At 68.8% G+C, this 21,661-nt stretch carries 18 protein-coding genes and 1 pseudogene; 4 read left to right on the forward strand and 15 right to left on the reverse strand.

Annotated features, from left to right (window positions below):
• Window positions 1–126: 126 nt before the first annotated feature.
• Both ACWD4G_RS28760 and ACWD4G_RS28765 read right to left on the reverse strand, forming a co-directional pair.
• On the reverse strand, window positions 127–1,410 hold the full coding sequence (locus tag ACWD4G_RS28760) for an MAB_1171c family putative transporter (RefSeq protein ID WP_451298397.1): 1,284 nt from the start codon (window positions 1,408–1,410) through the stop codon (window positions 127–129).
• Window positions 1,407–2,048 carry a toxin-antitoxin system, toxin component gene (locus tag ACWD4G_RS28765; RefSeq protein ID WP_451298399.1) on the reverse strand — a complete coding sequence of 214 codons (642 nt, stop codon included), beginning with the start codon at window positions 2,046–2,048 and terminating at the stop codon, window positions 1,407–1,409. The genes ACWD4G_RS28760 and ACWD4G_RS28765 overlap by 4 nt, the downstream gene beginning before the upstream one ends.
• 353 nt (window positions 2,049–2,401) lie before the next feature.
• Between ACWD4G_RS28765 and arfA the strand changes: the two genes are divergently transcribed.
• The 3 genes from arfA to ACWD4G_RS28780 all read left to right on the forward strand — a co-directional run bounded on the left by arfA (window position 2,402) and on the right by ACWD4G_RS28780 (window position 5,617).
• On the forward strand, window positions 2,402–3,916 hold the full coding sequence (arfA, locus tag ACWD4G_RS28770; protein ID WP_451298401.1) for an arabinosylfuranosidase ArfA: 1,515 nt from the start codon (window positions 2,402–2,404) through the stop codon (window positions 3,914–3,916).
• Between the two features lie 126 nt (window positions 3,917–4,042).
• Window positions 4,043–4,501: an RrF2 family transcriptional regulator gene (locus ACWD4G_RS28775; RefSeq protein WP_451298403.1), complete on the forward strand. Its 459-nt coding sequence runs from the start codon at window positions 4,043–4,045 to the stop codon at window positions 4,499–4,501.
• A 156-nt stretch (window positions 4,502–4,657) separates the two neighbouring features.
• Window positions 4,658–5,617 (forward strand): sulfite exporter TauE/SafE family protein, encoded by a 960-nt coding sequence (locus ACWD4G_RS28780; protein WP_451298404.1) that lies wholly within the window; start codon window positions 4,658–4,660, stop codon window positions 5,615–5,617.
• A 41-nt stretch (window positions 5,618–5,658) separates the two neighbouring features.
• Here the strand turns inward: ACWD4G_RS28780 and ACWD4G_RS28785 are convergent, their stop codons facing one another.
• The 13 genes and pseudogenes from ACWD4G_RS28785 to ACWD4G_RS28845 all read right to left on the reverse strand — a co-directional run bounded on the left by ACWD4G_RS28785 (window position 5,659) and on the right by ACWD4G_RS28845 (window position 20,532).
• Window positions 5,659–6,522 carry an intradiol ring-cleavage dioxygenase gene (locus tag ACWD4G_RS28785; RefSeq protein WP_451298406.1) on the reverse strand — a complete coding sequence of 288 codons (864 nt, stop codon included), beginning with the start codon at window positions 6,520–6,522 and terminating at the stop codon, window positions 5,659–5,661.
• Window positions 6,523–6,644: 122 nt separating this feature from the next.
• Window positions 6,645–7,079 carry an ATP-binding protein gene (locus ACWD4G_RS28790; protein WP_451298656.1) on the reverse strand — a complete coding sequence of 145 codons (435 nt, stop codon included), beginning with the start codon at window positions 7,077–7,079 and terminating at the stop codon, window positions 6,645–6,647.
• A 346-nt stretch (window positions 7,080–7,425) separates the two neighbouring features.
• Window positions 7,426–8,253 carry an intradiol ring-cleavage dioxygenase gene (locus ACWD4G_RS28795; RefSeq protein WP_451298408.1) on the reverse strand — a complete coding sequence of 276 codons (828 nt, stop codon included), beginning with the start codon at window positions 8,251–8,253 and terminating at the stop codon, window positions 7,426–7,428.
• Window positions 8,254–8,566: 313 nt separating this feature from the next.
• Entirely contained in the window at window positions 8,567–8,746 is a 180-nt protein-coding gene (locus ACWD4G_RS28800; protein WP_451298410.1) for a hypothetical protein, read from the reverse strand.
• A 33-nt stretch (window positions 8,747–8,779) separates the two neighbouring features.
• Entirely contained in the window at window positions 8,780–10,048 is a 1,269-nt protein-coding gene (locus tag ACWD4G_RS28805) for an ABC transporter substrate-binding protein (RefSeq protein WP_451298412.1), read from the reverse strand.
• Between the two features lie 201 nt (window positions 10,049–10,249).
• The gene (locus ACWD4G_RS28810) at window positions 10,250–11,803 is read right to left on the reverse strand and encodes a pyridoxal phosphate-dependent aminotransferase (RefSeq protein WP_451298414.1); all 1,554 of its coding nucleotides are present in this window, start codon (window positions 11,801–11,803) and stop codon (window positions 10,250–10,252) included.
• Window positions 11,804–11,968: 165 nt separating this feature from the next.
• Window positions 11,969–13,018, reverse strand: a pseudogene (locus tag ACWD4G_RS28815) (aldose epimerase family protein); the annotation flags it as partial.
• 90 nt (window positions 13,019–13,108) lie between these two features.
• Window positions 13,109–14,353 carry a multiple monosaccharide ABC transporter permease gene (gene mmsB, locus ACWD4G_RS28820; protein ID WP_451298416.1) on the reverse strand — a complete coding sequence of 415 codons (1,245 nt, stop codon included), beginning with the start codon at window positions 14,351–14,353 and terminating at the stop codon, window positions 13,109–13,111.
• Complete coding sequence (gene mmsA, locus ACWD4G_RS28825; protein WP_451298418.1) at window positions 14,350–15,900, reverse strand: multiple monosaccharide ABC transporter ATP-binding protein; 1,551 nt, start codon at window positions 15,898–15,900, stop codon at window positions 14,350–14,352. Before mmsA ends, mmsB begins: the two co-directional genes overlap by 4 nt.
• Window positions 15,901–15,940: 40 nt before the next feature.
• A complete protein-coding gene (gene chvE, locus ACWD4G_RS28830; protein WP_451298420.1) occupies window positions 15,941–17,053 on the reverse strand; it encodes a multiple monosaccharide ABC transporter substrate-binding protein in 1,113 nt (370 codons plus the stop codon).
• Window positions 17,054–17,214: 161 nt separating this feature from the next.
• A complete protein-coding gene (locus ACWD4G_RS28835) occupies window positions 17,215–18,183 on the reverse strand; it encodes a hypothetical protein (protein ID WP_451298422.1) in 969 nt (322 codons plus the stop codon).
• 122 nt (window positions 18,184–18,305) lie between these two features.
• Complete coding sequence (locus tag ACWD4G_RS28840) at window positions 18,306–19,310, reverse strand: zinc-dependent alcohol dehydrogenase (RefSeq protein WP_451298424.1); 1,005 nt, start codon at window positions 19,308–19,310, stop codon at window positions 18,306–18,308.
• A gap of 58 nt (window positions 19,311–19,368) precedes the next feature.
• The gene (locus ACWD4G_RS28845) at window positions 19,369–20,532 is read right to left on the reverse strand and encodes a mandelate racemase/muconate lactonizing enzyme family protein (RefSeq protein WP_451298426.1); all 1,164 of its coding nucleotides are present in this window, start codon (window positions 20,530–20,532) and stop codon (window positions 19,369–19,371) included.
• A 209-nt stretch (window positions 20,533–20,741) separates the two neighbouring features.
• On the opposite strand from ACWD4G_RS28845, the gene ACWD4G_RS28850 reads away from it, so the two are divergent.
• On the forward strand, window positions 20,742–21,482 hold the full coding sequence (locus ACWD4G_RS28850) for an SCO2400 family protein (protein WP_451298428.1): 741 nt from the start codon (window positions 20,742–20,744) through the stop codon (window positions 21,480–21,482).
• Window positions 21,483–21,661: the final 179 nt, after the last annotated feature.

Raw genomic sequence — 21,661 nt, forward strand, 5'->3', positions numbered from 1 at the left:
GTCGGCCTTGTCTCGGCCGTGCACCCCTCCCCGTCGCGACGGCCCGCAACCACCACGGCGCTGTCCGGCGGTGCCGAACCCGACCCGGCCGCTGACGGGCAGCGTCCCGGTCCGCTTCCGTCCGGCTCACCCCCTCTGGGACCCGGTCGGTACCGGCGTCGAGGTTGTCGTGAGGGTGCGTATCCTCCCGAGGTCAGCCGGCCGCCGAAGCATTCGCGAGGTCCCTTCGATGTCCCGTAGGAGAGCGGAGGGGCCGGACGGCGGGGTGTGCGCCGGTACCCCCGGCTCGCGCAGACCCCGTCGTGCGGCCATCGCCTCCTGGATCGTGATCGCGGCGGCCAGCGCGGTCGCGTCGGCGGGGGTGTGGCCGAGGGCAATGGCCGCGTCGTACGCACGCCGCCGCAGGCCGTCGTCCAGGTGTCGGCCGAGTCGGAGCAGCGCGTCGCGGATGAAGGTCTCGCGGCGGGTCAGGCGCAGCGCGACCGGGGCCCGCAGGGCGAAGGGGACACCGGGGCCGTCGGCCCTGGTCAGCAGATACAGCGGCCGTAGCCGCCACAGGCTCCGCCGCAGCCGCCACCCGTCGTGCAGATACTGACCGCCGTGCGGAAGCATGAAGCCGACCGCGATGAAGATCGCCGACAGGGCGGACACCGGCGGCGTCACATGCGTGCTCAGCCAGTCCAGATCGTGTCCGGTCCAGCGCGCGACCAGCGCGGTGATCTTCGACGCGTCGAACACGAGATTGAGCGCGTAACCGACACCCAGCGCCTTCAGACCCCCGCGCAGCCACAGATCGAGGCCATCCGTGCGGACCCAGTCGCGGATCAGCCGGTACGTGATCACACCGGCCGACGTGTGCGCGACCAGATAGAGGACGATCCCCTCGCGCATGAAGGGCGTGGTGGCGTAGTACGTGTCGAGGTCGCGCAACCGCTCCTCGGGCACGTCCGCCAGCGCGAACAGCACCCACAGCCCGACGACCACCGACGCGTATCCGATCACCACCCGGCGCCGGGCCCGACGCGTCGCCGCGGAACGGTCCGCGGGCCCGTGCCGCCAGGACAGGATCAGCAGCAGACAGGCCGCGCAGAACGCGGTGATCAGGGAGTACACCCAGGGCGCGGCGATGTTCGGCACCCCGACGAGCCGGTTGATCGAGGCGAGCGTCGACGGCGCCGCGCACGCGAACACCCCGCACGCGAGCAGCAGCAGACCCCCGACCGAGCGCAGCAGCGTGTCCCGCCACAGCCTCACGATGCCCGGCAGCTTGATCATCAGGGCGGCGCTGAGCACGGCCGTGGGAATCCAGAACGAGATGTACAGCCCACTGGAGAAGTCGGCGGGGCTCATGGCCGAGATCGTCGCCACCCCGGCCGCCGCCGGCGGTGCCGACGCGGCGGTGACGCTCATCCTCGGGGCCTGCGACAGCCCAAGGACGCCTGGATGGCCCGCCCCACGGGGTCGGCCGGATCGACGGGGCCGCCACCGGCCGCCCCGGTGACGACCCAGGAGCGGAAGGCGGTGGCGAGCCGATGGCCGAAATCCTCGGCCTCCCGCTCGTCCGACGCGTGCGAGCCGTTACGGGCCGCGATCGGGGTGCCGCCCTGTTCGAACGCCGCCGACAGTCTGGGGGAGAGCCCCGGTACGGGCTGATGGCAGTGCCCGGCATACATGTGCCACAACTCATGCCCGAGGATGACCAGTTGCTGCACGGTTTCCGCGCGCTCCTCGACGATCACCAGATCGAAGTCAGGGAACTCCATCCACAGCCCCGTCACCTCGAACTCGTCCGGAAACCGCTCGAACCGCAGTTCCACCGGACGTCCGCCCCGCCGCGCGCTCATCTCCGCGCACAGCGCCGCCCCCAACTCCCGTACGCCGACGGGCACATCGAGCCTCACCCGGACGGCCTTGGTGAGCCCCACGATCAGTTTGCGCATCTCGGCGGCGGAAGGGGAGGGGAACAGCGCGGTCCGGGCCTTGACCGCGAGCCTCAGCAGACCGCCCGTCGCGGCACGGCCGCCCTCCACCCCTTCACGACGGCTCATCGCCCGGCTTCCTCCTCCACGGCCCGACCCTACGTGCCCCCCACCGACCGACACCACGAAAACCGACCGCTCGTTGAAGTTTGGCCAACGCTGACTGTTGCCCACTGCCGCACAGGCGGTCGCGGCCCGCTCAAGGGGGCGCAGCCCCCCTTGAGGGGCGCGGGGCTGTGACATGTGCGGCTCCGCCGCGTGGGCGCGAACAACCCCGACGGACGGTCAGCCGCCCTCCAGCCGCACCACCCCACCCATCAGGCGCACCCCGCCCCATTGACTCGTTCCGGACCCCGAACATAGCGTCCAGTTCGGCGTAACGATCAGCATCCGAAATGTCGAACGAAGGGCTCCAGCCCAAAATGACCCGCACCGCCCGCTTCACCCTCGACCCCGCCTTCACCGTCGGCGAGGTCAACCCTCGCCTCTTCGGCTCCTTCGTCGAACACCTCGGCCGCTGCGTCTACACCGGCGTCTTCGAGCCCGGCCACCCCACGGCCGACGCCGAAGGCCTCCGTACCGACGTACTCGACCTGGTCCGCGAGCTGGGCGTCACCACGATCCGCTACCCCGGCGGCAACTTCGTCTCCGGCTACAAGTGGGAGGACTCGGTCGGCCCCGCCGAGGACCGCCCCCGCCGCCTCGACCTCGCCTGGCGCTCCACGGAGACGAACCGCTTCGGCCTCTCCGAGTACATCGCCTTCCTGAAGAAGATCGGCCCCCAGGCCGAGCCCATGATGGCCCTCAACCTCGGCACCCGGGGCGTCGCCGAGGCCCTCGAACTCCAGGAGTACGCCAACCACCCCTCCGGCACCGCCCTCTCCGACCTCCGCGTCTCCCACGGCGACAAGGACCCCTTCGGCATCAGGCTCTGGTGCCTCGGCAACGAGATGGACGGCCCCTGGCAGACCGGTCACAAGACGGCCCAGGAGTACGGGCGGGTCGCCGCGGAGACCGCCCGCGCGATGCGCCAGATCGACCCGGGCGTCGAACTCGTCGCCTGCGGTTCCTCCAGCCAGTCCATGCCGACGTTCGCCGCCTGGGAGGCGACGGTCCTGGAGGAGACGTACGACCTCGTCGACCACATCTCCCTGCACGCCTACTACCAGCCCGAGAACGGCGACGTCGACTCCTTCCTGGCCTCCGCCGTGGATATGGAGTCCTTCATCGAGAACGTGGTCGCCACCGCCGATCACGTGGGCGCGAAGCTCAAGTCCAAGAAGAAGATCAACCTCTCCTTCGACGAGTGGAACGTCTGGTACATCTCGGAGTGGCACGCGATCGAGAACTCCGGCGCGCGGGACTGGGCGGAGGCCCCCCGTCTGCTGGAGGACAACTACAGCGTCACCGACGCGGTCGTCTTCGGCTCCCTCCTCATCGCCCTGCTCCGCCACGCCGACCGCGTCACGGTCGCCTGTCTCGCCCAGCTCGTCAACGTCATCGCCCCGATCATGACCGAGCCGGGTGGTCCCGCCTGGCGGCAGACGACCTTCTTCCCCTTCTCACAGGCCTCGCGGTACGGGCGGGGGCAGGTCCTCGACGTACGGGTGGACTCGCCGACGTACGAGACGAAGAAGTACGGGGACGCGGCGCTGCTGCATGCGACGGCGGTGCGGGCCGATGACGGGTCGGTGACCGTTTTCGCGGTGAACCGGGGTCGTGAGGGGGCGCTGCCGCTGGAAGTCGCCCTGAACGGGCTGGGCTTGACGCGGGTTGTCGAGCACAGTGCGCTCGCCGATGCCGATCCTGATGCGCGGAACACGTTGGAGGAGCCGGGGAGGGTGGTGCCGCATGGTGTTGAAGGGACGGTGCTTGAGGGTGGGGTGTTGAGGGCGGTGCTTGAGCCGCTGTCGTGGAATGTGATCCGGCTTGGCTAATAGCTCGGGGCCTGTTGGCGGATGTCGGCTGCGGGAGCGTTGTGGTTGCTCGCGCAGTTCCCCGCGCCCCTAAAAGACGGGGCGCGGGTGCTGGGCGGCAGTTATAAGCACGCCACAATGGACACCATGAGGATCTCTGCGCGGGCGGACTACGCCGTACGGGCTGTGTTGGAGTTGGCCGTGCGGCAGGAGGCGGGGCCGGTCAAGGGGGAGGTCATCGCCTCGGAGCAGGAGATTCCGCACAAGTTTCTGGAGGGGATTCTCGGGGACCTGCGGCGCGGCGGGCTCGTGAGCAGTCGGCGGGGCGGCAGCGGGGGGTACCAACTGGCCCGCGACCCCGCCGAGATCACCGTCGCCGACATCATCCGTACCGTCGACGGCCCCATCGTCTCCGTACGCGGGGAGCGGCCCACCGGGCTGACGTACACCGGTTCCGCCGAGCCGCTGCTGCCGCTCTGGATCGCCCTGCGGGCCAATGTCCGCCGCATCCTTGAGGGCGTCACCGTGGCCGATATCGCGGCCGGGACGCTCCCCGAACCGGTGAAGGAGCTGGCGGCGGAACCGGCCGCCTGGGAGAACCCGTGACCAGGGCGAACGGATAGTCGGCAGCCTCCTCGCGGAGCGCAGTCGTACTGGATCGTTATCTCCCGCTCATCCTTTCCTCAGTTCCGTCCCGTACTGTGGCCCCGGCCAATCCCTACTCAACCGGTGGGAAAGCTAGGAAAGGCGGGACGAGACTCGATGCGGACGCTGGTACTGCTCGCGCTTGCGGGGCTGGGCGCCCAACTGGTGGACGGCAGCCTGGGCATGGCCTACGGCGTGACCTCGACGACGCTGCTGCTCGCCATGGGCACCAACCCGGCCGCCGCCTCGGCCACGGTCCATCTCGCCGAGATCGGTACGACGTTGATGTCCGGCGCCTCGCACTGGCGGTTCGGGAACGTCGACTGGAAGGTCGTCACCAGGATCGGTGTGCCGGGCGCGGTGGGCGCGTTCCTGGGTGCCACGGTGCTGTCCCACCTCTCCACCGAGATCGCCGCCCCGCTGATGTCGCTGATCCTGCTCGGCCTCGGCCTGTATGTGCTGTCCCGCTTCACCCTGCGCGGGCTGCCCAAGGAGCGGCTCGGTCAGCCGCTGCGGAAGCGGTTCCTGTCGCCGCTCGGTCTGGCCGCCGGGTTCCTGGACGCCACGGGTGGGGGCGGCTGGGGGCCGGTGGGTACGCCCGCGCTGCTGGCCAGTGGTCGGATGGAGCCCCGTAAGGTCATCGGGTCCATCGACACGAGTGAGTTCCTGGTGGCGGTCGCGGCGAGCCTCGGCTTCCTGTTCTCCCTGGGGTCCCAGGGGATCGACTGGGTCTGGGTGGTGGCCTTCCTCCTCGGCGGTCTGATCGCCGCGCCGATCGCCGCCTGGCTGGTCCGCCTGGTACCGCCGCGCGTCCTCGGCTCCGCCGTCGGCGGCGTCATCATCGCCACCAACGTCCGCACCCTGCTGAAGAGCGACTGGCTCGCGGCGTCGGGCACGGTCAGCGCGGTGGTGTACGTGGCCGTCTACGCCCTCTGGGCCGCGGCGTTGACCTATTCCATCCGAGAGCACTTGAAGGAGAGGGCCGCCCTCCCCACGCCCCAAAGGGGCGCGGGGAACGGCGCGACCAGCCCCCACGAACCCGTGGTCGCCGAACCGACCGGATCACGCACCCTCTAATGCGCCAGGGCAGGACGGCGGGCGGCCCAAGGGCCGCCTGGCTAGCTCGCGCTGTCGACGCCCACGGTCAGCGTCGCCTTGTAGCCGTCCGACACACCGCTGCCCAGCGCGGTCAGCGTCAGCAGACCGCTGGAGGCACCCCCGTCGTCGTAGATGCTGTCCGAGGAGAGGCTGGTCTCCGGGGTGGTGTTGTCCGAGTACGGGGAGGTCGCCTGGATCTCGGTGTTGAGGTCCTCGTCGAAGAACAGCTGTCCGGTGTGGATGATCTCGCCGCCGGTGTACGAGTCGTCGGTGAGGGTGACGTCCGTGTGCACTCGCATATGGACGTGGACCGCGCGGGAGACGTAGTGCCCGGGCCAGATGGACGTGATGCTGCACTGCCCGTTCTCGTCGGTCAGCTGACCGCCGCGCAGGAAGGTGCCGTTGTCCTCGTAGGTGTGGCCGTTGCCGCCGACGAACCCGGAGTACTCGCCGAGGTGGTCGCAGTGCCAGATCTCCAGCAGGGCGCCCGCGAGCGGAGCGCAGTCGTTGGCGACATCGACGACCGTGAAGGTGTACTGGACCTCGAAGCCCTCCTTGTCCTCCCGGATGTCCTCACGGACGAGGGCGCCTTCGAGGGAGTACGGACCCTCGGTGACCTCGGCGTTCAGTACGCAGACGCTGCTGGTGGAGGACGAGGACGACTCGGTGGCGGCGGCGGAGTCGGCGGTGGTGCCCGACTCGGTGGTGCTCTCGGTGGTGGTGGCCGCGGCGAGGCCCGCCGCCGCGAGTCCGCCCGCCGCGGCGACCGAGGCGCCGCCGATCAGGACCCGCCGCCGCTGGACGCTCTTGTCCCGGCGGTGTTTGCCGGCCGCGTCCGTGGCGGCGGGCCCGGGTGTGTTCTGGGGTGTGGTGTTCTCCGTCATGGGGACGAAGTTAGGAGGGCATCTGAAGAAAACCTTAATGTGCTCCTGTGAATGCGCTGGGGACCAACGCCTCAACTCCCGCTCATTCGACGTCAGTTGGGACACATCGTGCGTACGCGCGCTCACCTCAGTCGCATCGCCAGGATCACCGACGCGCCCGCCCCCCTGGTGTCCGTGGTGACCGTGAGGCGGTCGGTGACCAGATGGGCGAGCCAGAGGCCGCGGCCCCGGCAGCCCTCGGTGAGGCCGGGGAGGAGTTCGGGGATGGCGGGGACGAAGCCGGGGCCGTTGTCGGTGATACGGCACTCCAGCTCGTGCGGCAGCCGGCGCAGCTCCAGCCGGCCGTGGCCGCCCGCGTGCTCCACCGCGTTGGCCGCGATCTCGCTGACGGCCAGGGTGAACTCCCCGAGCCTCACCCCGCCGAGTCCCGCCGCGGCGGCCGTGTCCTCGACCTGGGCGCGTACCTGGGGCAGGTTCTCTCCGGTGAAGTGCCGTTTCAGCAAGAGCGTTTCGAGGGTCTCGCGGGAACCTCCGCCGTCCGTCTCCCCGCCCGGCATCGTGGCCGCCTCCTCTCGCTGGGCGTCGCTGGGACTGGGCACGGGGCGCCGGGCGTCAAAGGTGAACTGCCGCACCCCGCCCACGCTAGCCGCGCTCGCCCGATGCGTACCCAGGAGATCGAGAGGACATCGTGCCTGGTCGGAACCGTATGAATTCGATCGAGTCGGGATCGCTTCAGACCGGCTTCGGTTGATCGGTTGACGTCTGGCGGTCACACCCGCCGGAGATACGGCGGAAGCGGCCCCCGAGGCGCGGCCGGAAACGCCGACCGGCCCCCCTCCCGCACGGTCTGGGAGGGAGGCCGGGGCGGCTCCGGACGGGGAGGTCCGGGCCGGGGGTGTCAGATCAGCCGGACTCCACCCCCAGGGTCAGGGTGCCCGAGTAGCCGGACGCCGGGGTGCTGCCCAGGGCGGTGAGGGTCAGCAGACCGGAGGCGGCGCCGCCCTCGTCGTAGATGGAGTCCTGGGCGAGGGTGGTGCGGGTGACCTCGTTGGTGGTGTACGGCGAGAGCGCGGCGACTCTGGTGGTGATCGTCTCGTCGAAGAAGAGCTGGCCGGTGTGGAGTTCGGAGCCGCCGGTGAAGGAGCCGTCGGAGGTGAGCGTGACGTTCACGTGCACCTTGACGTGGATGTGGACGCACCGGCCCCGGTACCAGCCCGGGTAGATCGTGGTGATGTTCGCGACGCCGCTGGAGTTGGTGAGGACGCCGCCGCGCATGAACGTGCCGCTGTCGGGCTCGTCGTGGCCGTTGTTGCCGACGTAGCCGGAGTACTCGCCGAGGACGTCGCAGTGCCAGATCTCCACGAGGGCGTTGGGGATCACCGCGCAGGTGTCGTCGTCGACGACGGTGAGGGCCAGCTTGAGCGGGAAGCCGGTCTTGCCCTCCGTGATGTCGGAGCGGACGTACTGTCCGTCGAGGTAGTAGGGGCCTTCGGTCATCTCCTTGGTGAGGGTGCAGACGGCCGCCGCGGCGACCGGGGCGGCGTCCGCGGCCCCCGCCGTGGGTGCCTCGGACGTGGTGGCGGCGCCGACGGCCAGGGTGGCGGCGGTGGCGCCCGTGGCGATCAGTACGGTGCGACGTCCGACCGACGCCGTCTCGGAGGGCGTCGTCTCCGGGGTCGTCGTCTCCGAAACTGTCGAAGATGCCTCTGAGGGCATTGAAGTGTCTGTCATGGACACGGCACCGTAGAAATGGAAGCTGTTGATCAGCTATCAGTTAGGCAAAGTGAACGATCGTCAAGTCTCTTGTGAGTCAGCCACGTTGATGGAATGTTGAACGAGCTGGTGGGGCGGTGTCAGCCCGTCGCCACCGCCAGCCGCTGCCCCGGCCGGCGAGGCGGTCCTCGTACCGCCGGGCCGCGTCGAGTACGCCGTACCCGTACCGCTCCGGGTCCACGACGGTATCCATGCGCCCGCTCCCCTTCAGACACCGTGGATCGTCCCGCTCGGCCAGGCCGAACACGGCGTGGACGCGGATCGCCTCGTCCTAGTCCCCGAACCGCTCGGCCAGCGCGTCCCCGAGCGCGGGGTGGGTGTCCGGGTGCTGGGCCAGAGCGATGAGCGCCTGCGGCAGGACCCGTGGATGCGTCTCCGTCCCGGCCCACTCGGCGAACACGTCGTCGGCGCGCTCGTCGTACGGCGACGGTACCCAGCTTTCGATCTCCATGCCCCCGTCTTCCCGCTGGCTCCTCCGGGGCGGTCAATTGTCGTTCTTCGTGACCCGGGCGATCGACTCCAGGACCTTTTGGGGGTTGCCGTCCGGGGTGACCGCCGTGCCTATGCGTTCGCGGATGGTGAGGGCCACCTCGGCCCAGTTGGTCTCGGAGACGGGATAGAGCCGGAGGTTGTCGAGGGTGTCGAGGCCGTTCCAGAGGGGCCGGTGGTTCTTGTCGGCGCGCATGGTGTCGGCGGCGGACGCGGTGACGGGGAGGAGTTCGTACTCGGCGGCCTGTTCGGTGACGTACTTGTCGCCGTAGAGGAAGTCGAGGAACGTCCCCATCGCCTCGCGGCGTTCACCGTTTCTGAAGGCGATGACCCAGTCGGCGTTGCCCATGGTCGGCCGGGTCTCGCCGTCGCTGCTCGGCAGCGGGACGGAGCCGTAGGGGACGGACTCGGAGGAGTCCTCGATCTGGCGGATCAGTGACAGGGGGGCGTTGACCATGGCGGCCTGGCCGGCCAGGAAGGCCTCGACGGCGGTGTCCCGGTTCAGCTGTCCGGGCGGGATCGGACCGGTGAGACCCTCGGCGACCAGGGTGTCCTTCAGCCAGGTCAGTGTTTGTACATTGGCGGCGGAGGCGATGTCGTAGGCGTTCGTGGTGTCGGTGTAGCCGCCGTCACCGGCCAGCAGCCACATCAGGGTCTCGGCCTCCGCCTCCTCCGGGCCGAGGGGCACGGCGATCGGATACGTCACGCCGCGCGCCTTCAACTCGCGTGCGCAGACGAGGAGTTCGTCCCAGGTCTTCGGGGGCGTGAGGCCCGCGAGAGCGAACAGGTCCTTGTTGTAGTACAGCAGCCGGGTGGTCGCCGTGAACGGCAGCCCGTACTGCCGCCGGTCCATCGAACCGGCCTGTGCGAGGCTCGGTACGAAGGACGCCTGGACCGGGACCGAGAGCAGTTCGTCGGCGCTGTAGAGAAGGCCCTCGGCGGCGTACTGCGAGTAGCCGCCGCCCTGCACGATGTCGGGCGGATCGCCCCGCTCCACCATCTCGGCGACCTTCTCGTCGACCTCGCCGGGGTCGTGGACCCGGACGTCCACGTCGATGTCGGGGTGGGCGGTGGTGAAGGCCAGGGTGAGCCGGTTCCAGTAGCCCTCGGAGTTCTTGTGCACGCTGTCGCCGTAGTTGGTCGCGACGACGGTCAGGGTGACCTGCCCCGAATCCCCGCCCGTGCCCGCACCACAGCCGGATACCCCGGCCGCGAGTCCCAGGGCGGCCGCGACCGCCATCACCCTTCGAGCCCTGTGACGCACGGTTCATCACTCCAGCCGAGCAAGAGACGTCTGTCATCGGGAAGTTCGTCGGGAAGTACGGATTCGGTGGCTGTGTCGTTCACATCGCGAAATGGGATGACACGTGCAAGTCGCGAAAGAGAAGGGCGAGGCCCGTCGGACGGTGGAGTCCGACGGGCCTCGCCCGGTGCGTGTGCGGCGACCGCGTCAGCGGTTATGGGGTCACCCCACCTGGTTGTACATGGCCCCCGCCGCCGGCCACCCCTGGGGCTCCTCCACCGGCTCCGGCTGGGTGCGGCCGCGTACCTGGGCGGCCGTCAGGCCTTGCGCGGCGCCGTTGGCCCTGCGGTTTCCGGCGGCTGCCGCGAGGCCGGGCATACCGGTCTGGGAGACGGGCTGGAGGCCGGGGGCCGGGGTCGGCATGGGGGCCATCGGGGCCGGGGTGGGCAGCGGCATCGGGGCCGGCGTGGGCGCGGCGGGCGACGCGAACTGCATCGACTGCATCGAGGCGGCGGCGGGCGCCGGCGCCGGCATGCTCATGGCCTGCGCGGCGACATTGTGCATCCCCGTGCCGCTGGTCTCGCCCATCAGCCGGTCCACGGCCGCCGTACCCGAGCTGTAGCTGGTCCCGGTGCCCAGCTCGGGTACGGCGGCTCCCCTCCTGGACCCGTAGAGAACCGACTCCAGGCCTGACACCAGGCGACGCACGTCCACCTGGGGCCGGACCACGAGCCGCAGGAAGCGACTGGACGAGCCGACCTTGTTGCCGCACTCGCGGACCAGGATGCGGTGCTCGGTGAGCAACCGGTCCCGGACCACGGTGCCTTCGGCGCCGACGGGAAGGCGCACGAAGAGAAAGTTCCCCTGCGACGGGTAGACCGTCAGCCCGGGGAGGGCGGAGAGCTGGCGGGCCATGTCCAGCCGGTCGCGGCGGACCTGGTGCAGGCTCTCCATGTACTCCGCGCCGTGGTTCTTCAGCATGAACACCACGTGCTCGGCGAAGGAGTTGAGGTTCCACTTCGGCAGCATCGAGCGGACCTTCCCGGCGAGCGCCGGGTTGGCGACCATGTAGCCGAAGCGGATGCCGTGCAGACCGAAGTTCTTGCCGAGGCTGCGCAGCACGACCACGTTGGGGCGCATCACCGCGTCCTGGACGGTGCTGGGCTCCTGCTCCGCGTCCGCGAACTCCAGGAACGACTCGTCGATGACGACCAGGTCGAGGTCGGCCATCGCGTCCATGAACTGCACCAGCGCGTGCCGGTGGATGAAGCCGCCGTCGGGGTTGTTCGGGTTGCAGATGACGGCGACCCGGGTGCCCCGGGCGCGGATGAACTCGGCGTACTGGGCGAGGTCCAGGGCGAAACCGCTGGACTCCTGCAGCGGGAACATGTCGACCCGCTTGCCGGTCTCCATCGGCTGGTCGGTCCAGCGGCCGAAGGTGGGGACGGGGACGGCGAGGGACTCACGGACCAGCAGGTGGTCGATCCAGGTGATGAGTTCGGTGGAGCCGTTGCCCATCGCCACGCACTGCGGCGGCAGTTGGAGCAGATTGCACAGCTCGGACGTGATGGTGTCGGCGCTGCTCGGGTAGTACGTGATGATGTCGCGCAGCCGGCCCGCCATGTCGTCGAACATGGCCGGGGTGGGGAAGTACGGATTGCACGGGATGCAGAAGTCCACCGGACCGACCCCGTCTCCGCCTTCGCGTGTCAGCGCCGCCATCGACGGGCTGTGCGCGGTAGTGCTGCGGAACAACGAGGTGACGTTGTCGGCCATGGAACCTCCGTAGGGGGCGGGCCCATGGGGACGAACCGGGCCCGACGACTAAGGTCGGCCCGCGCGGGGGAGCACGGGCCGCCCCTACATACGGAGGCTGGGGTGGCGCTGTTCAACCACTGAGGATTTGATAGGAAATTGTGAGTACGCTGTGAAGGGTCGACGTCAGTCGAATGTGTGGACGGTCGTCGATCGGTACGTTTCCCCAGGTCGTAGCACGGTCGACGGAAACCCCGGCTTGTTCGGCGAGTCAGGGAAATGCTGGGTCTCCAGACATACCGCGTCCCCTTGCCGGTAGATCCGTCCAGAGGGACCGACGAGCGTCCCGTCGAGGAAGTTCCCGGAGTAGAACTGGAGTCCGGGTTCGGTTGTCGCCACCTTCAGCACACGCCCACTGGACGGCTCCCGAAGCGTCGCCACCCACTCCGGCTCCGCCGTCACCCCCTTGTCCAGCACCCAGTTGTGGTCGAACCCCTTGGCGTACAGCAGCTGTTGATCGGCCACCCGCACCTCCGCGCCGATCGCCTTGGCCCGCCGGAAGTCGAACGGCGTGTCCGCCACCTCCGCCAGTTCCCCGGTGGGGATCAGCCCCGGGTCGACGGCCGTGTAGCGGGACCCGGCGATCTCCAGCTCATGCCCGTACACCGAGCCGCTGCCCTCGCCCGCGAGGTTCCAGTACACGTGGTTGGTGAGGTTGACGACGGTCGCCCTGTCCGTGGTCGCCTCGTAGTCGATGCGCCAGTCGCCCCGCACGGTGAGCGTGTACGTCACCTTCACCGCGAGCGTGCCGGGATAGCCCATCTCCCCGTCGGCGCTCGTGTACGTCAGATACAGCCCCACGTCCGAGCCCGCCTCCCACGGCTCGACCTCCCACACCACCTTGTCGAAGCCTCCGGCACCGCCGTGCAGGCTGCCCGTGCCGTCGTTCACGGACAGCTCGTAGGTCTCGCCGTCCAGCGTGAAGCGGCTCTCGCCGATCCGGTTGCCGTACCGCCCGATCAGCGCGCCGAAGTAGGGACTGGAGGCGACGTACTCCTCGATGGTGTCGAAGCCCAGCGACACATTGGCGTACCGGCCCTCGGCGTCCGGGATCTCCAACGACTGCACGATCCCGCCGTACGACAGGACCCCCAGCCTCGTGCCGCCGTTCTCCAGCGACCAGCGGTGGATCTCCGTACCGTCGGCGAGCTTGCCGAAGAGTTCCTTCACGGGTTGCTCCCGCCTTTCTCTCCCGAAGGGCACTCACATCAAGAAACATCAAAAAAAGGGGGCCCCGCCCTTCGGCGAGGCCCCCTTCCGGTGCGGTCAGTTGCCGCCCTTGCGCTTGTTCCAGACGTCGAAGCCGACGGCGGCCAGCAGGGCGAGGCCCTTGATGACCTGCTGCCAGTCGGTGCCGACGCTGAGGAGGTTCATGCCGTTGTTCAGCACGCCGAGGACGAGACCGCCGATGATCGCGCCGAGGACGGTGCCGACGCCGCCGCTCATGGACGCGCCGCCGATGAACGCCGAGGCGATGGCCTCCAGTTCGTAGCTCAGACCGGCCTTCGGGGAGGCCGCGTTGAGACGGGCGGCGATCGCCAGACCGGCGAGGGCGGCGAGGACGCCCATGTTGACGAAGACCAGGAAGGTGACCTTCTTGTCCTTCACACCGGACAGCTTGGCCGCCGGCAGGTTGCCGCCGATGGCGTAGATGTGCCGGCCGAAGACGGCGTTGCGCATCACATAGCCGTAGCCGACGACCAGCGCGCCGAGGACCAGCAGGATGATCGGGGCACCCTTGTAGCTGGCGAGCAGCATGGTCACGGTGAGCAGCGCGGCCGCGATGGCCACCAGCTTGAGCAGGAAGATGTTGAACGGCACCACGTCCAGCGCGAACTCCTGCTGACGCTTGCGGTCACGCATCTCCTGGATGACCACGAAGGCGACCAGGGTGAAGCCCAGCAGCAGGGTGATGTTGTGGTAGTTGGTGGTCGGGCCGACCTCGGGCAGGAAGCCGTTGCCCATCTTCTGCAGACCGTCGGGGAACGGGCCGAGGGTCTGGCCCTCAAGGAGGATCTCCGTAACGCCTCGGAAGACCAGCATGCCCGCGAGGGTCACGATGAACGACGGTATGCCGAGATACGCGATGAAGAACCCTTGTGCCGCGCCCGCCGCCGCGCCCGCCAGCAGGCAGAGCACCACGGCGAGTGGCCACGCCACATCGTGTTGCACGGTCAGCACGGCCGCGAACGCGCCCACGAACGCCGTCAGCGAACCGACCGACAGGTCGATGTGGCCGGCGACGATCACCAGCATCATGCCGATCGCGAGGATCAGGATGTAGCTGTTCTGCAGGACCAGGTTGGAGACGTTGCGCGGCAGCAGCAGGTCGCCGTCGGTCAGGATCGCGAAGAAGGCGACGATCAGGCCGAGGGCGATCAGCATGCCGTACTGGCGCATGTTGCGGCGCATTCCGTCCAGCATCAGCTGCAGCAGGCCGCCGCCCGTGGCCGATCCGGTGCCGCCCGGCGGCGCCGGGGCCGGGCTCTTGGCGGTCACTTCCGTGCTCATCGGGTTACCTCTTTGTCCTTCGTCATCTGGCGCATCAGCGATTCCTGCGTGGCCTCGGCACGCGAGAACTCACCCGTCAGCCGTCCCGCGGCCATGGTGTAGATGCGGTCGCACATTCCGAGCAGTTCGGGCAGCTCGGAGGAGATGAAGACGACCGCCTTGCCCTCGGCGGCCAGCTTGTCGATGACCGTGTAGATCTCGTACTTGGCGCCGACGTCGATACCGCGCGTCGGCTCGTCCAGGATCAGCACATCCGGCCCGGCGAAGATCCACTTGCTGAGGACGACCTTCTGCTGGTTGCCGCCGGACAGCTTGCCGACCGGCTCGAACACCGTCGGGGCCTTGATGTTCATGGTCTTGCGGTAGCGCTCGGCGACCTGACGTTCCTCGTGCTCGTCGACGACACCGCCCTTGGCGACCTTGTTCAGGGCCGTCAGCGAGATGTTGCGGTTGATCGTGTCGATCAGGTTGAGGCCGTAGTGCTTGCGGTCCTCGGTGACGTACGCGATGCCGTGCCCGACCGCCTCGGCGACCGACTTGGTACGGATCTCGTTGCCGTCCTTGAGGACCGTGCCGCCCGCGTAACGGCCGTAGGTGCGGCCGAAGACGCTCATCGCGAGTTCGGTGCGGCCGGCGCCCATCAGGCCGGCGATCCCGACGATCTCCCCGCGCCGCACCTGGATCGACACATCGTCGACGACCTTGCGCTGCTGGTCGATCGGGTGGAGCACGGTCCAGTCGCGGATCTCCAGGGCCGGGGCCGCGCCCCCCTCCGCCTCGTGCGGGGTGCGCTCGGGGAAGCGGTGGTCGAGGTCACGGCCCACCATGCCGCTGATGATGCGGTCCTCGGTGGTCTCCTCGGCCTTCACATCGAGGGTCTCGATCGATCTCCCGTCGCGGATGATCGTCACCGAGTCGGCGACCTTGCGGATCTCGTTCAGCTTGTGGGAGATGATGATCGAGGTGATGCCCTGCTTCTTCAACTCCAGGATCAGATCGAGGAGTTTGCCGCTGTCCTCGTCGTTCAGGGCGGCGGTCGGCTCGTCCAGGATGAGCAGCTTCACCTTCTTGGACAGGGCCTTGGCGATCTCCACCAGCTGCTGCTTGCCCACACCGATGTCGGTGACGCGGGTCTCCGGGTGGTCGTCGAGACCCACCCGGCGCAGCAGTTCGGTGGCGTGCCGCAGGGTCTCCCGCCAGTCGATGAACCCGCCCTTGGCGTGCTCGTTGCCGAGGAAGATGTTCTCCGCCAGGGAGAGGTACGGCGACAGCGCCAGCTCCTGGTGGATGATGACGATGCCGCGCTGCTCGCTCGCGCGGATGTCCTTGAACTTGCAGACCTCTCCCTCGAAGAGGATCTCGCCCTCGTAGCTGCCGTGCGGATGGACGCCGGAGAGCACCTTCATCAAGGTGGACTTCCCGGCGCCGTTCTCACCGCAGATGGCGTGGACCTCGCCCTGGCGGACGGTCAGGGTGACGTCCGACAGCGCTTTCACACCGGGAAAGGTCTTGACGATCGAGCGCATTTCCAGGACGGGTCCCGCCATGGTCGTGCCTTCCAATCAGAGAATCAGAGTGTGCCGGCGGTTACTTGAGGTCGCTTTCCTTGATGTAGCCGGAGTCGACGACGACCTTCTGGTAGTTGGTCTTGTCGACGGCGACCGGCTCAAGGAGGTACGCCGGGACGACCTTGGAGCCGTTGTCGTAGGTCTCGGTGTCGTTGGTCTCGGGCTTCTTGTCGTTGAGCAGCGCGTCGACCATGTTCGAGGCCACCTTGGCGAGTTCGCGGGTGTCCTTGTAGACGGTCATCGACTGCTCGTCGGCGATGATCGACTTCACCGAGGCGACCTCGGCGTCCTGACCGGTGACGATCGGCAGCGGCTTGTCCTTGGAGCCGTAGCCGTCCGACTTCAGCGCGGAGAGGATGCCGATGGAGATGCCGTCGTAGGGGGAGAGGACGGCGTCGACCTTGCCGCTCTTGTAGTCCTTGGTGAGGATGTCGTCCATGCGGCGCTGGGCGGTGGCGCCGTCCCAGCGCAGCGTGGTGACCTTGGTGATGTCGGTCTCGCCGGACTGGACGACGAGCTGCTTCTTGTCGATGTACGGCTGCAGGACGTTCATCGCGCCGTTGAAGAAGTAGCGGGTGTTGTTGTCGTCGTTGGAGCCGGCGAACAGCTCGATGTTGAACGGGCCCTTCTCGGAGCCGTCCTTCAGACCGAGCTTCTCGACGATGTAGTTGCCCTGGAGCTCGCCGACCTTCTCGTTGTCGAAGGAGGCGTAGTAGTCGACGTTCTCCGTGCCGAGGATCAGTCGGTCGTAGGAGATGACCGGGATGTTCGCGTCCTTGGCCTGCTGGAGCACGTTGTTCATCGACTTGTTGTCGATCGCGGCGACGATCAGGGCCTTCACGCCCTGCGTGATCATGTTCTCGATCTGGGAGACCTGCTTGGCGGGGTCGTCCTCACCGAAGACCAGCTGGGTCTTGTAGCCCTTGGACTCCAGGTCCGAGACCACGTTGTCGCCGTCGGCGATCCAGCGCTCGGAGGACTTCGTCGGCATCGAGATGCCGATGGTGGCGCCTTCGGTGCTGCCGGACTCCTCCTTGCTGCCGCCCTCGCTGTTCTGGCCGCAGGCGGTCAGGGTGAGGGCGAGGGAGGCGGCGGAGGCTATCGCGGCGAGTGCGGCTCGGCGAGTGCGCATGATCATCTTCCTTGATGTCTTGAAGGCCTGAAACGTTCTGGCGGGGAACGGCGCTTCACGAGCCGAAAGGACGCCAGAGGAGATGTGGGGGATTCTGTGTGACTGCGTCTTCTTCTGTGAAGACAGTTGTCCGGTTCGTTATGAGGGCGTTTCGAACGCCGTCACGAGGGGCTTCCGAACCGCTTCAATTCGCCCGGCAGACGGGTGCCGAGGGGCGCCATGTCGCCGTCCGCGCCATGCCGTGCCAGCAGGTCCAGGGCGAGCCGGCCGCGCCGCACCCGCTCCTTCGCCGTGGACAGCGTCAGATCCCGCATGTGGTTCCCGTACGGGTAGATCCCGGGGGCCTTCGACAGACCGAACTTCAGATACAGGGGGGCGCCGCGCCGGATCAGCTCGGCGACCTCGTACATCCGCACATAGCCGCCGAGGTCGTCGGGGGCCTCGATGTACATGTCCATGGGGCAGGCGGAGACCCGCCGGATCTCGGTGAGATGGTCCAGCGTGAGATCGCTCGGCACATTGATCGAGTCGCCGCCGAGGTTCTCGTACACGGCGTACGAGGTCGGGTTGACCGGGCCGATCAGCGCCGACACCTTGAGCGTGGTGTCGGCGGGCAGCAGGCCCTCGACCCGCGCCCGGTGCAGCGTCCACAGCACGCCCTCGTCGGCGACCAGCAGGCACTTCACCCCCAGCTCGGTGGCGCGTACGGCGTCCTCGACGCAGCCGGCGACCGCGTCATGACCCCGGGCGCGCAGCCCGGCGCCCTTGGAGTCGGTACGGGTGGAGCCGCCGATGTCCCAGGTGCCGCGCGGGCCGGTGAACAGGCACAGCTCGATGTCGCGCTCGGCGGTCGCCTCCACCATCTCGGTGATCTCGGCGTCGGTGAGCATCCAGACACCGCTGCCCTGGCTGATGCGGTGGATCGGCACGTCGAGCCGCGAGGACTCCTTCAGGACCACGGCGAGGGCCTCGGGGCCCTCCACGGAGGGCACCTCGGTGCGCCAGCGGCCACCGCCGGGGAACGTGTGCGGGGAGGCGTCGGACGGGTCGAGGGCGGGCGCCGCCAGTCCGAGCGCGGCAAGCGCCTGCTCGCCGGGTCGACGCGGCGCCGGAGCGGAGGTGTCGGTCACAGTCTGTCCTTCGGATTTCGAGATTTCGGACGAGGTTCGCGGCTCTGGGTGTGCGGGGCTGTGGATGTACGCCGGCACGGGGTCGTCAGGTCCCCCGTACCGGCGTACGGCTCAGGGGTGGGTCATGGCCGGAGCAGGACCTTTCCTACGGCCGGGTCGCCTGACCCCACCAACTCGATGGCCTGCGGGAACTCCTCCAGCGGCAGCTCGTGCGTGACGAGCGGCAGCGGGTCGAGCAATCCGGCCCCGAAGACCCGCACGGTGTGCGCCCAGGCATCCGGCGGCGCCCCGAACACGGTGTGCACCTCCAGCTGCCGTACGACCAGATCGGTCGGGTCGAGTCCGTCGGCGCCCGAGGCCGGGATGCCGGTGAGCACCAGCCGGCCGCCGCGCCGCAGCAGGGCGGCGGCGTTGCGTGCCGCGTCCGCCGAACCGGCCGTCTCGATGACGACGTCGAAGTCGTCCGGCAGCTCCTGGTCCTTGGTGCGGAAGTCCGTGGCGCCGAACCGCTTCGACAGCTCCGCCCGGTCCGGACGGGTGCCCACGACGAGCAGCTCGGCCGGGGACGCCGCCTTCAAGAACTGAACGGCGAACATCCCGAGCGTCCCGGTCCCGACCACGGCGACCCGCTCACCCGGCAGCGCGTTCGCCTTGAGCGCGGCGGCGGCGATGCACGCGGCCGGCTCCAGCAGGGCGGCGGCCGTGAGATCCGCGTCGTCCGGCAGGACGTGCAGCAGCCGGGCGGGCAGGGTGAGCGTGGCGGCCATGGCACCCGGCTGGGTGAACCCGGTCTCCTCGTACCCCGCCGAGCACAGCGTGGTCTCGCCCGCGTGACAGCGGTCGCACACCTGGCAGTTGCGGAAGCCCTCGCCAACCACCTTGCGTCCTACAAGAGTTGTAGGAACACCGTCGCCGACCGCCTCCACCGTGCCGGACCACTCATGGCCCGGGGTGAGCGGGTAACGGACGTATCCCTCGGGCCTGTTGCCCTGGTAGACCTCGCGGTCGCTGCCGCAGATCCCGGAGGCGTGGACCCGCACCAGGGCCTCACCCGCGCCCGGCTGCCGGGGCTCGTGCGGAACGAGCCGGTGCTCGCCCGGGCCCTCGATGACTACGGCGGTGCTCACTGGTTCCCCCTCGAACCGGATGTACGTCGATTCACCCTCGAACCGGACTTGTGGGCGCTCACTTCGAGCCCTTGGGCTTGCGCTGCTCCCAGCCCTCGGCCCACAGGTCGAAGCGGGCCTGCTGCTGCGGGAACTCCGCCGCCGCGTCCACGTCCAGCTCCACACCGAGACCGGGCTCGTGGGAGAGATGGAAGCAGCCGTCCTCGGGGTTCACATAGGGGGCGCCCTTGATGACCTTCTTGATGTCCGCGTCCGCGAAGTCGTTGAAGTGTTCGAGGATCTTGAAGTTCGGGGAGGTGAAGCCGACCTGGAGGGAGGCGGAGGTCAGCACCGGGCCACCCACGTTGTGCGGGGCCACCAGCATGTAGTGGGTCTCGGCGGTCGCGGCGAGCTTGCGGGTCTCCCAGATACCGCCGATGTGACCGACGTCCGGCTGGATGATGTCGACGGCCTGGCTCTCGAACAGCTCGCGGAACTCGATCCGGTCGTGGATGCGCTCACCCGTGGCGACCGGCATGTCCACCTTGGCGGCGACCTTCTCCAGCGCCTTCAGGTTCTCCGGCGGCACCGGCTCCTCCAGCCACGCGGGCTTGAAGGGCGCCAGCTCCTTGGCCAGGCGCACGGCGGTGGCGGGGGAGAAGCGGCCGTGCATCTCCAGCATCAGCTCGGCGTCCGGCCCGATGGCGTCGCGCACGGCCTCGATCAGGGAGACCGCGTACAGCGACTGCTCGTTGTCCAGCTCGAAGTGGCCGGTCCCGAACGGGTCGATCTTGAGCGCCCGGTAACCGCGCTCCATGACCGCGCGGGCCGCCTTGTGGTACGCCTCCGGCGTGCGCTCGGTGGTGTACCAGCCGTTGGCGTACGCCTTGACCTTGTCGGTGACCTTGCCGCCGAGCAGCTGCCACACCGGCACCCCGAGGGCCTTGCCCTTGATGTCCCAGCAGGCCATCTCGATCACGGCGATGCCGGACATCACGATCTCGCCGGCCCGGCCGTAGTCGCCGTACTTCATGCGCTTGACGAGATCCTCGACAGCGAACGGGTCGGAGCCGAGAATGTGGTTGGCCTCCGCCTCGTGCAGATAGCCGAGCAGCGCGTCGGTGTGACCCAGCATGCGGGTCTCGCCGACGCCAGTGAGTCCCTCGTCTGTGTGCACCTGGACGTAGGTCAGGTTCCGCCACGGAGTTCCGACCACGTGCGTGCTGATTCCCGTGATGCGCACGGTGCTCCCTGTCCTCTTCGGTCTGTTCGAAATATCGGCACTCGTTCGAAATGCTGGTCGCGACAGTAGGGACGACCTGGTCGGAGTGTCAATGGGTCGAACACATAACGGTTTCGACGTGTCGGTCACCCCGGCGCGTCATGTTCCTACACAACTTTCACGGCCTCGCCCGGGAACGTCACCGTCGATCGACATAATCTGCGGGCGTCATGGACTACTGCCACCCGTGCCAACGGCACCTCAACGGCGCCCTGGCCTGCCCCGGGTGCGGCGCATCGGCCGAAGAGCTCCGAGCGCAAGCGGACCCGCTGTCCGGCCAGGACCCCGCGACCGACGAAGGACGCGACGACGCGTACGACGATCAGCCGCCCGCCGGTGGACGCCGGGCGGCCCGCTCGCGCGGCCGGGGCCGCGGTGACCGGTCCGCCCGTGGTGACCGGGCCGGACGGCGCGACCGCAAGGCCGCCGCGCACCGGCGCCGGCGCAAGCGGGTGCTGCTGGCCGGGGCCGGGCTGCTGCTCGCCGCCGGCGGGCTGAGCCTCGCCGAACTCGGCGCGGAGGCACCGCAGTCCCACCCCAACGCCGCCTCCGTGGACGAGGGTTCCTCGCCCTCGCCGGCCACCTCGGCCGAGGGCGGCGTCGAGGAGGAGGGTGACGGCACCGACGGATCGACCGACACCGACCGGGACACACCGGACGACTCGCCGTCCCCGTCGGCCTCCGAGTCGAAGAAGTCCAAGGACAAGAAGGGCGAAGAGGACACCGAGGGCGGCGAGTCCAGGGACCGCCAGGAGTCCAGGGCCTCGGCGGGACCCACCTTCACGGCCCCCGCGGAGGACGAGCCCACCGAGGACACCGACACCCCCGAACCCGACCCCACCACCGACGAACCGACCCCGGAACCCTCGCCCTCGGAGACCTGCACACGGTTCCTGTGGTGGTGCTCATAACCTGCTCCAAGCCCCGTCCATAGGGCTTCCCACCAGGTGAAACGACTGCGGCGCACCCCTGTGCGCCGCAGTTCGCGTTATCCAACCGTGACGACCGACCTGTCGCAGCCCTCTTGACCGCCATGAATTGTTAGCGCTCACAATGACCTCCGCATTCACCAGTCGATGTCCGACGGCAT

The sequence above is a fragment of the Streptomyces sp. NPDC002643 genome (assembly GCF_053592555.1).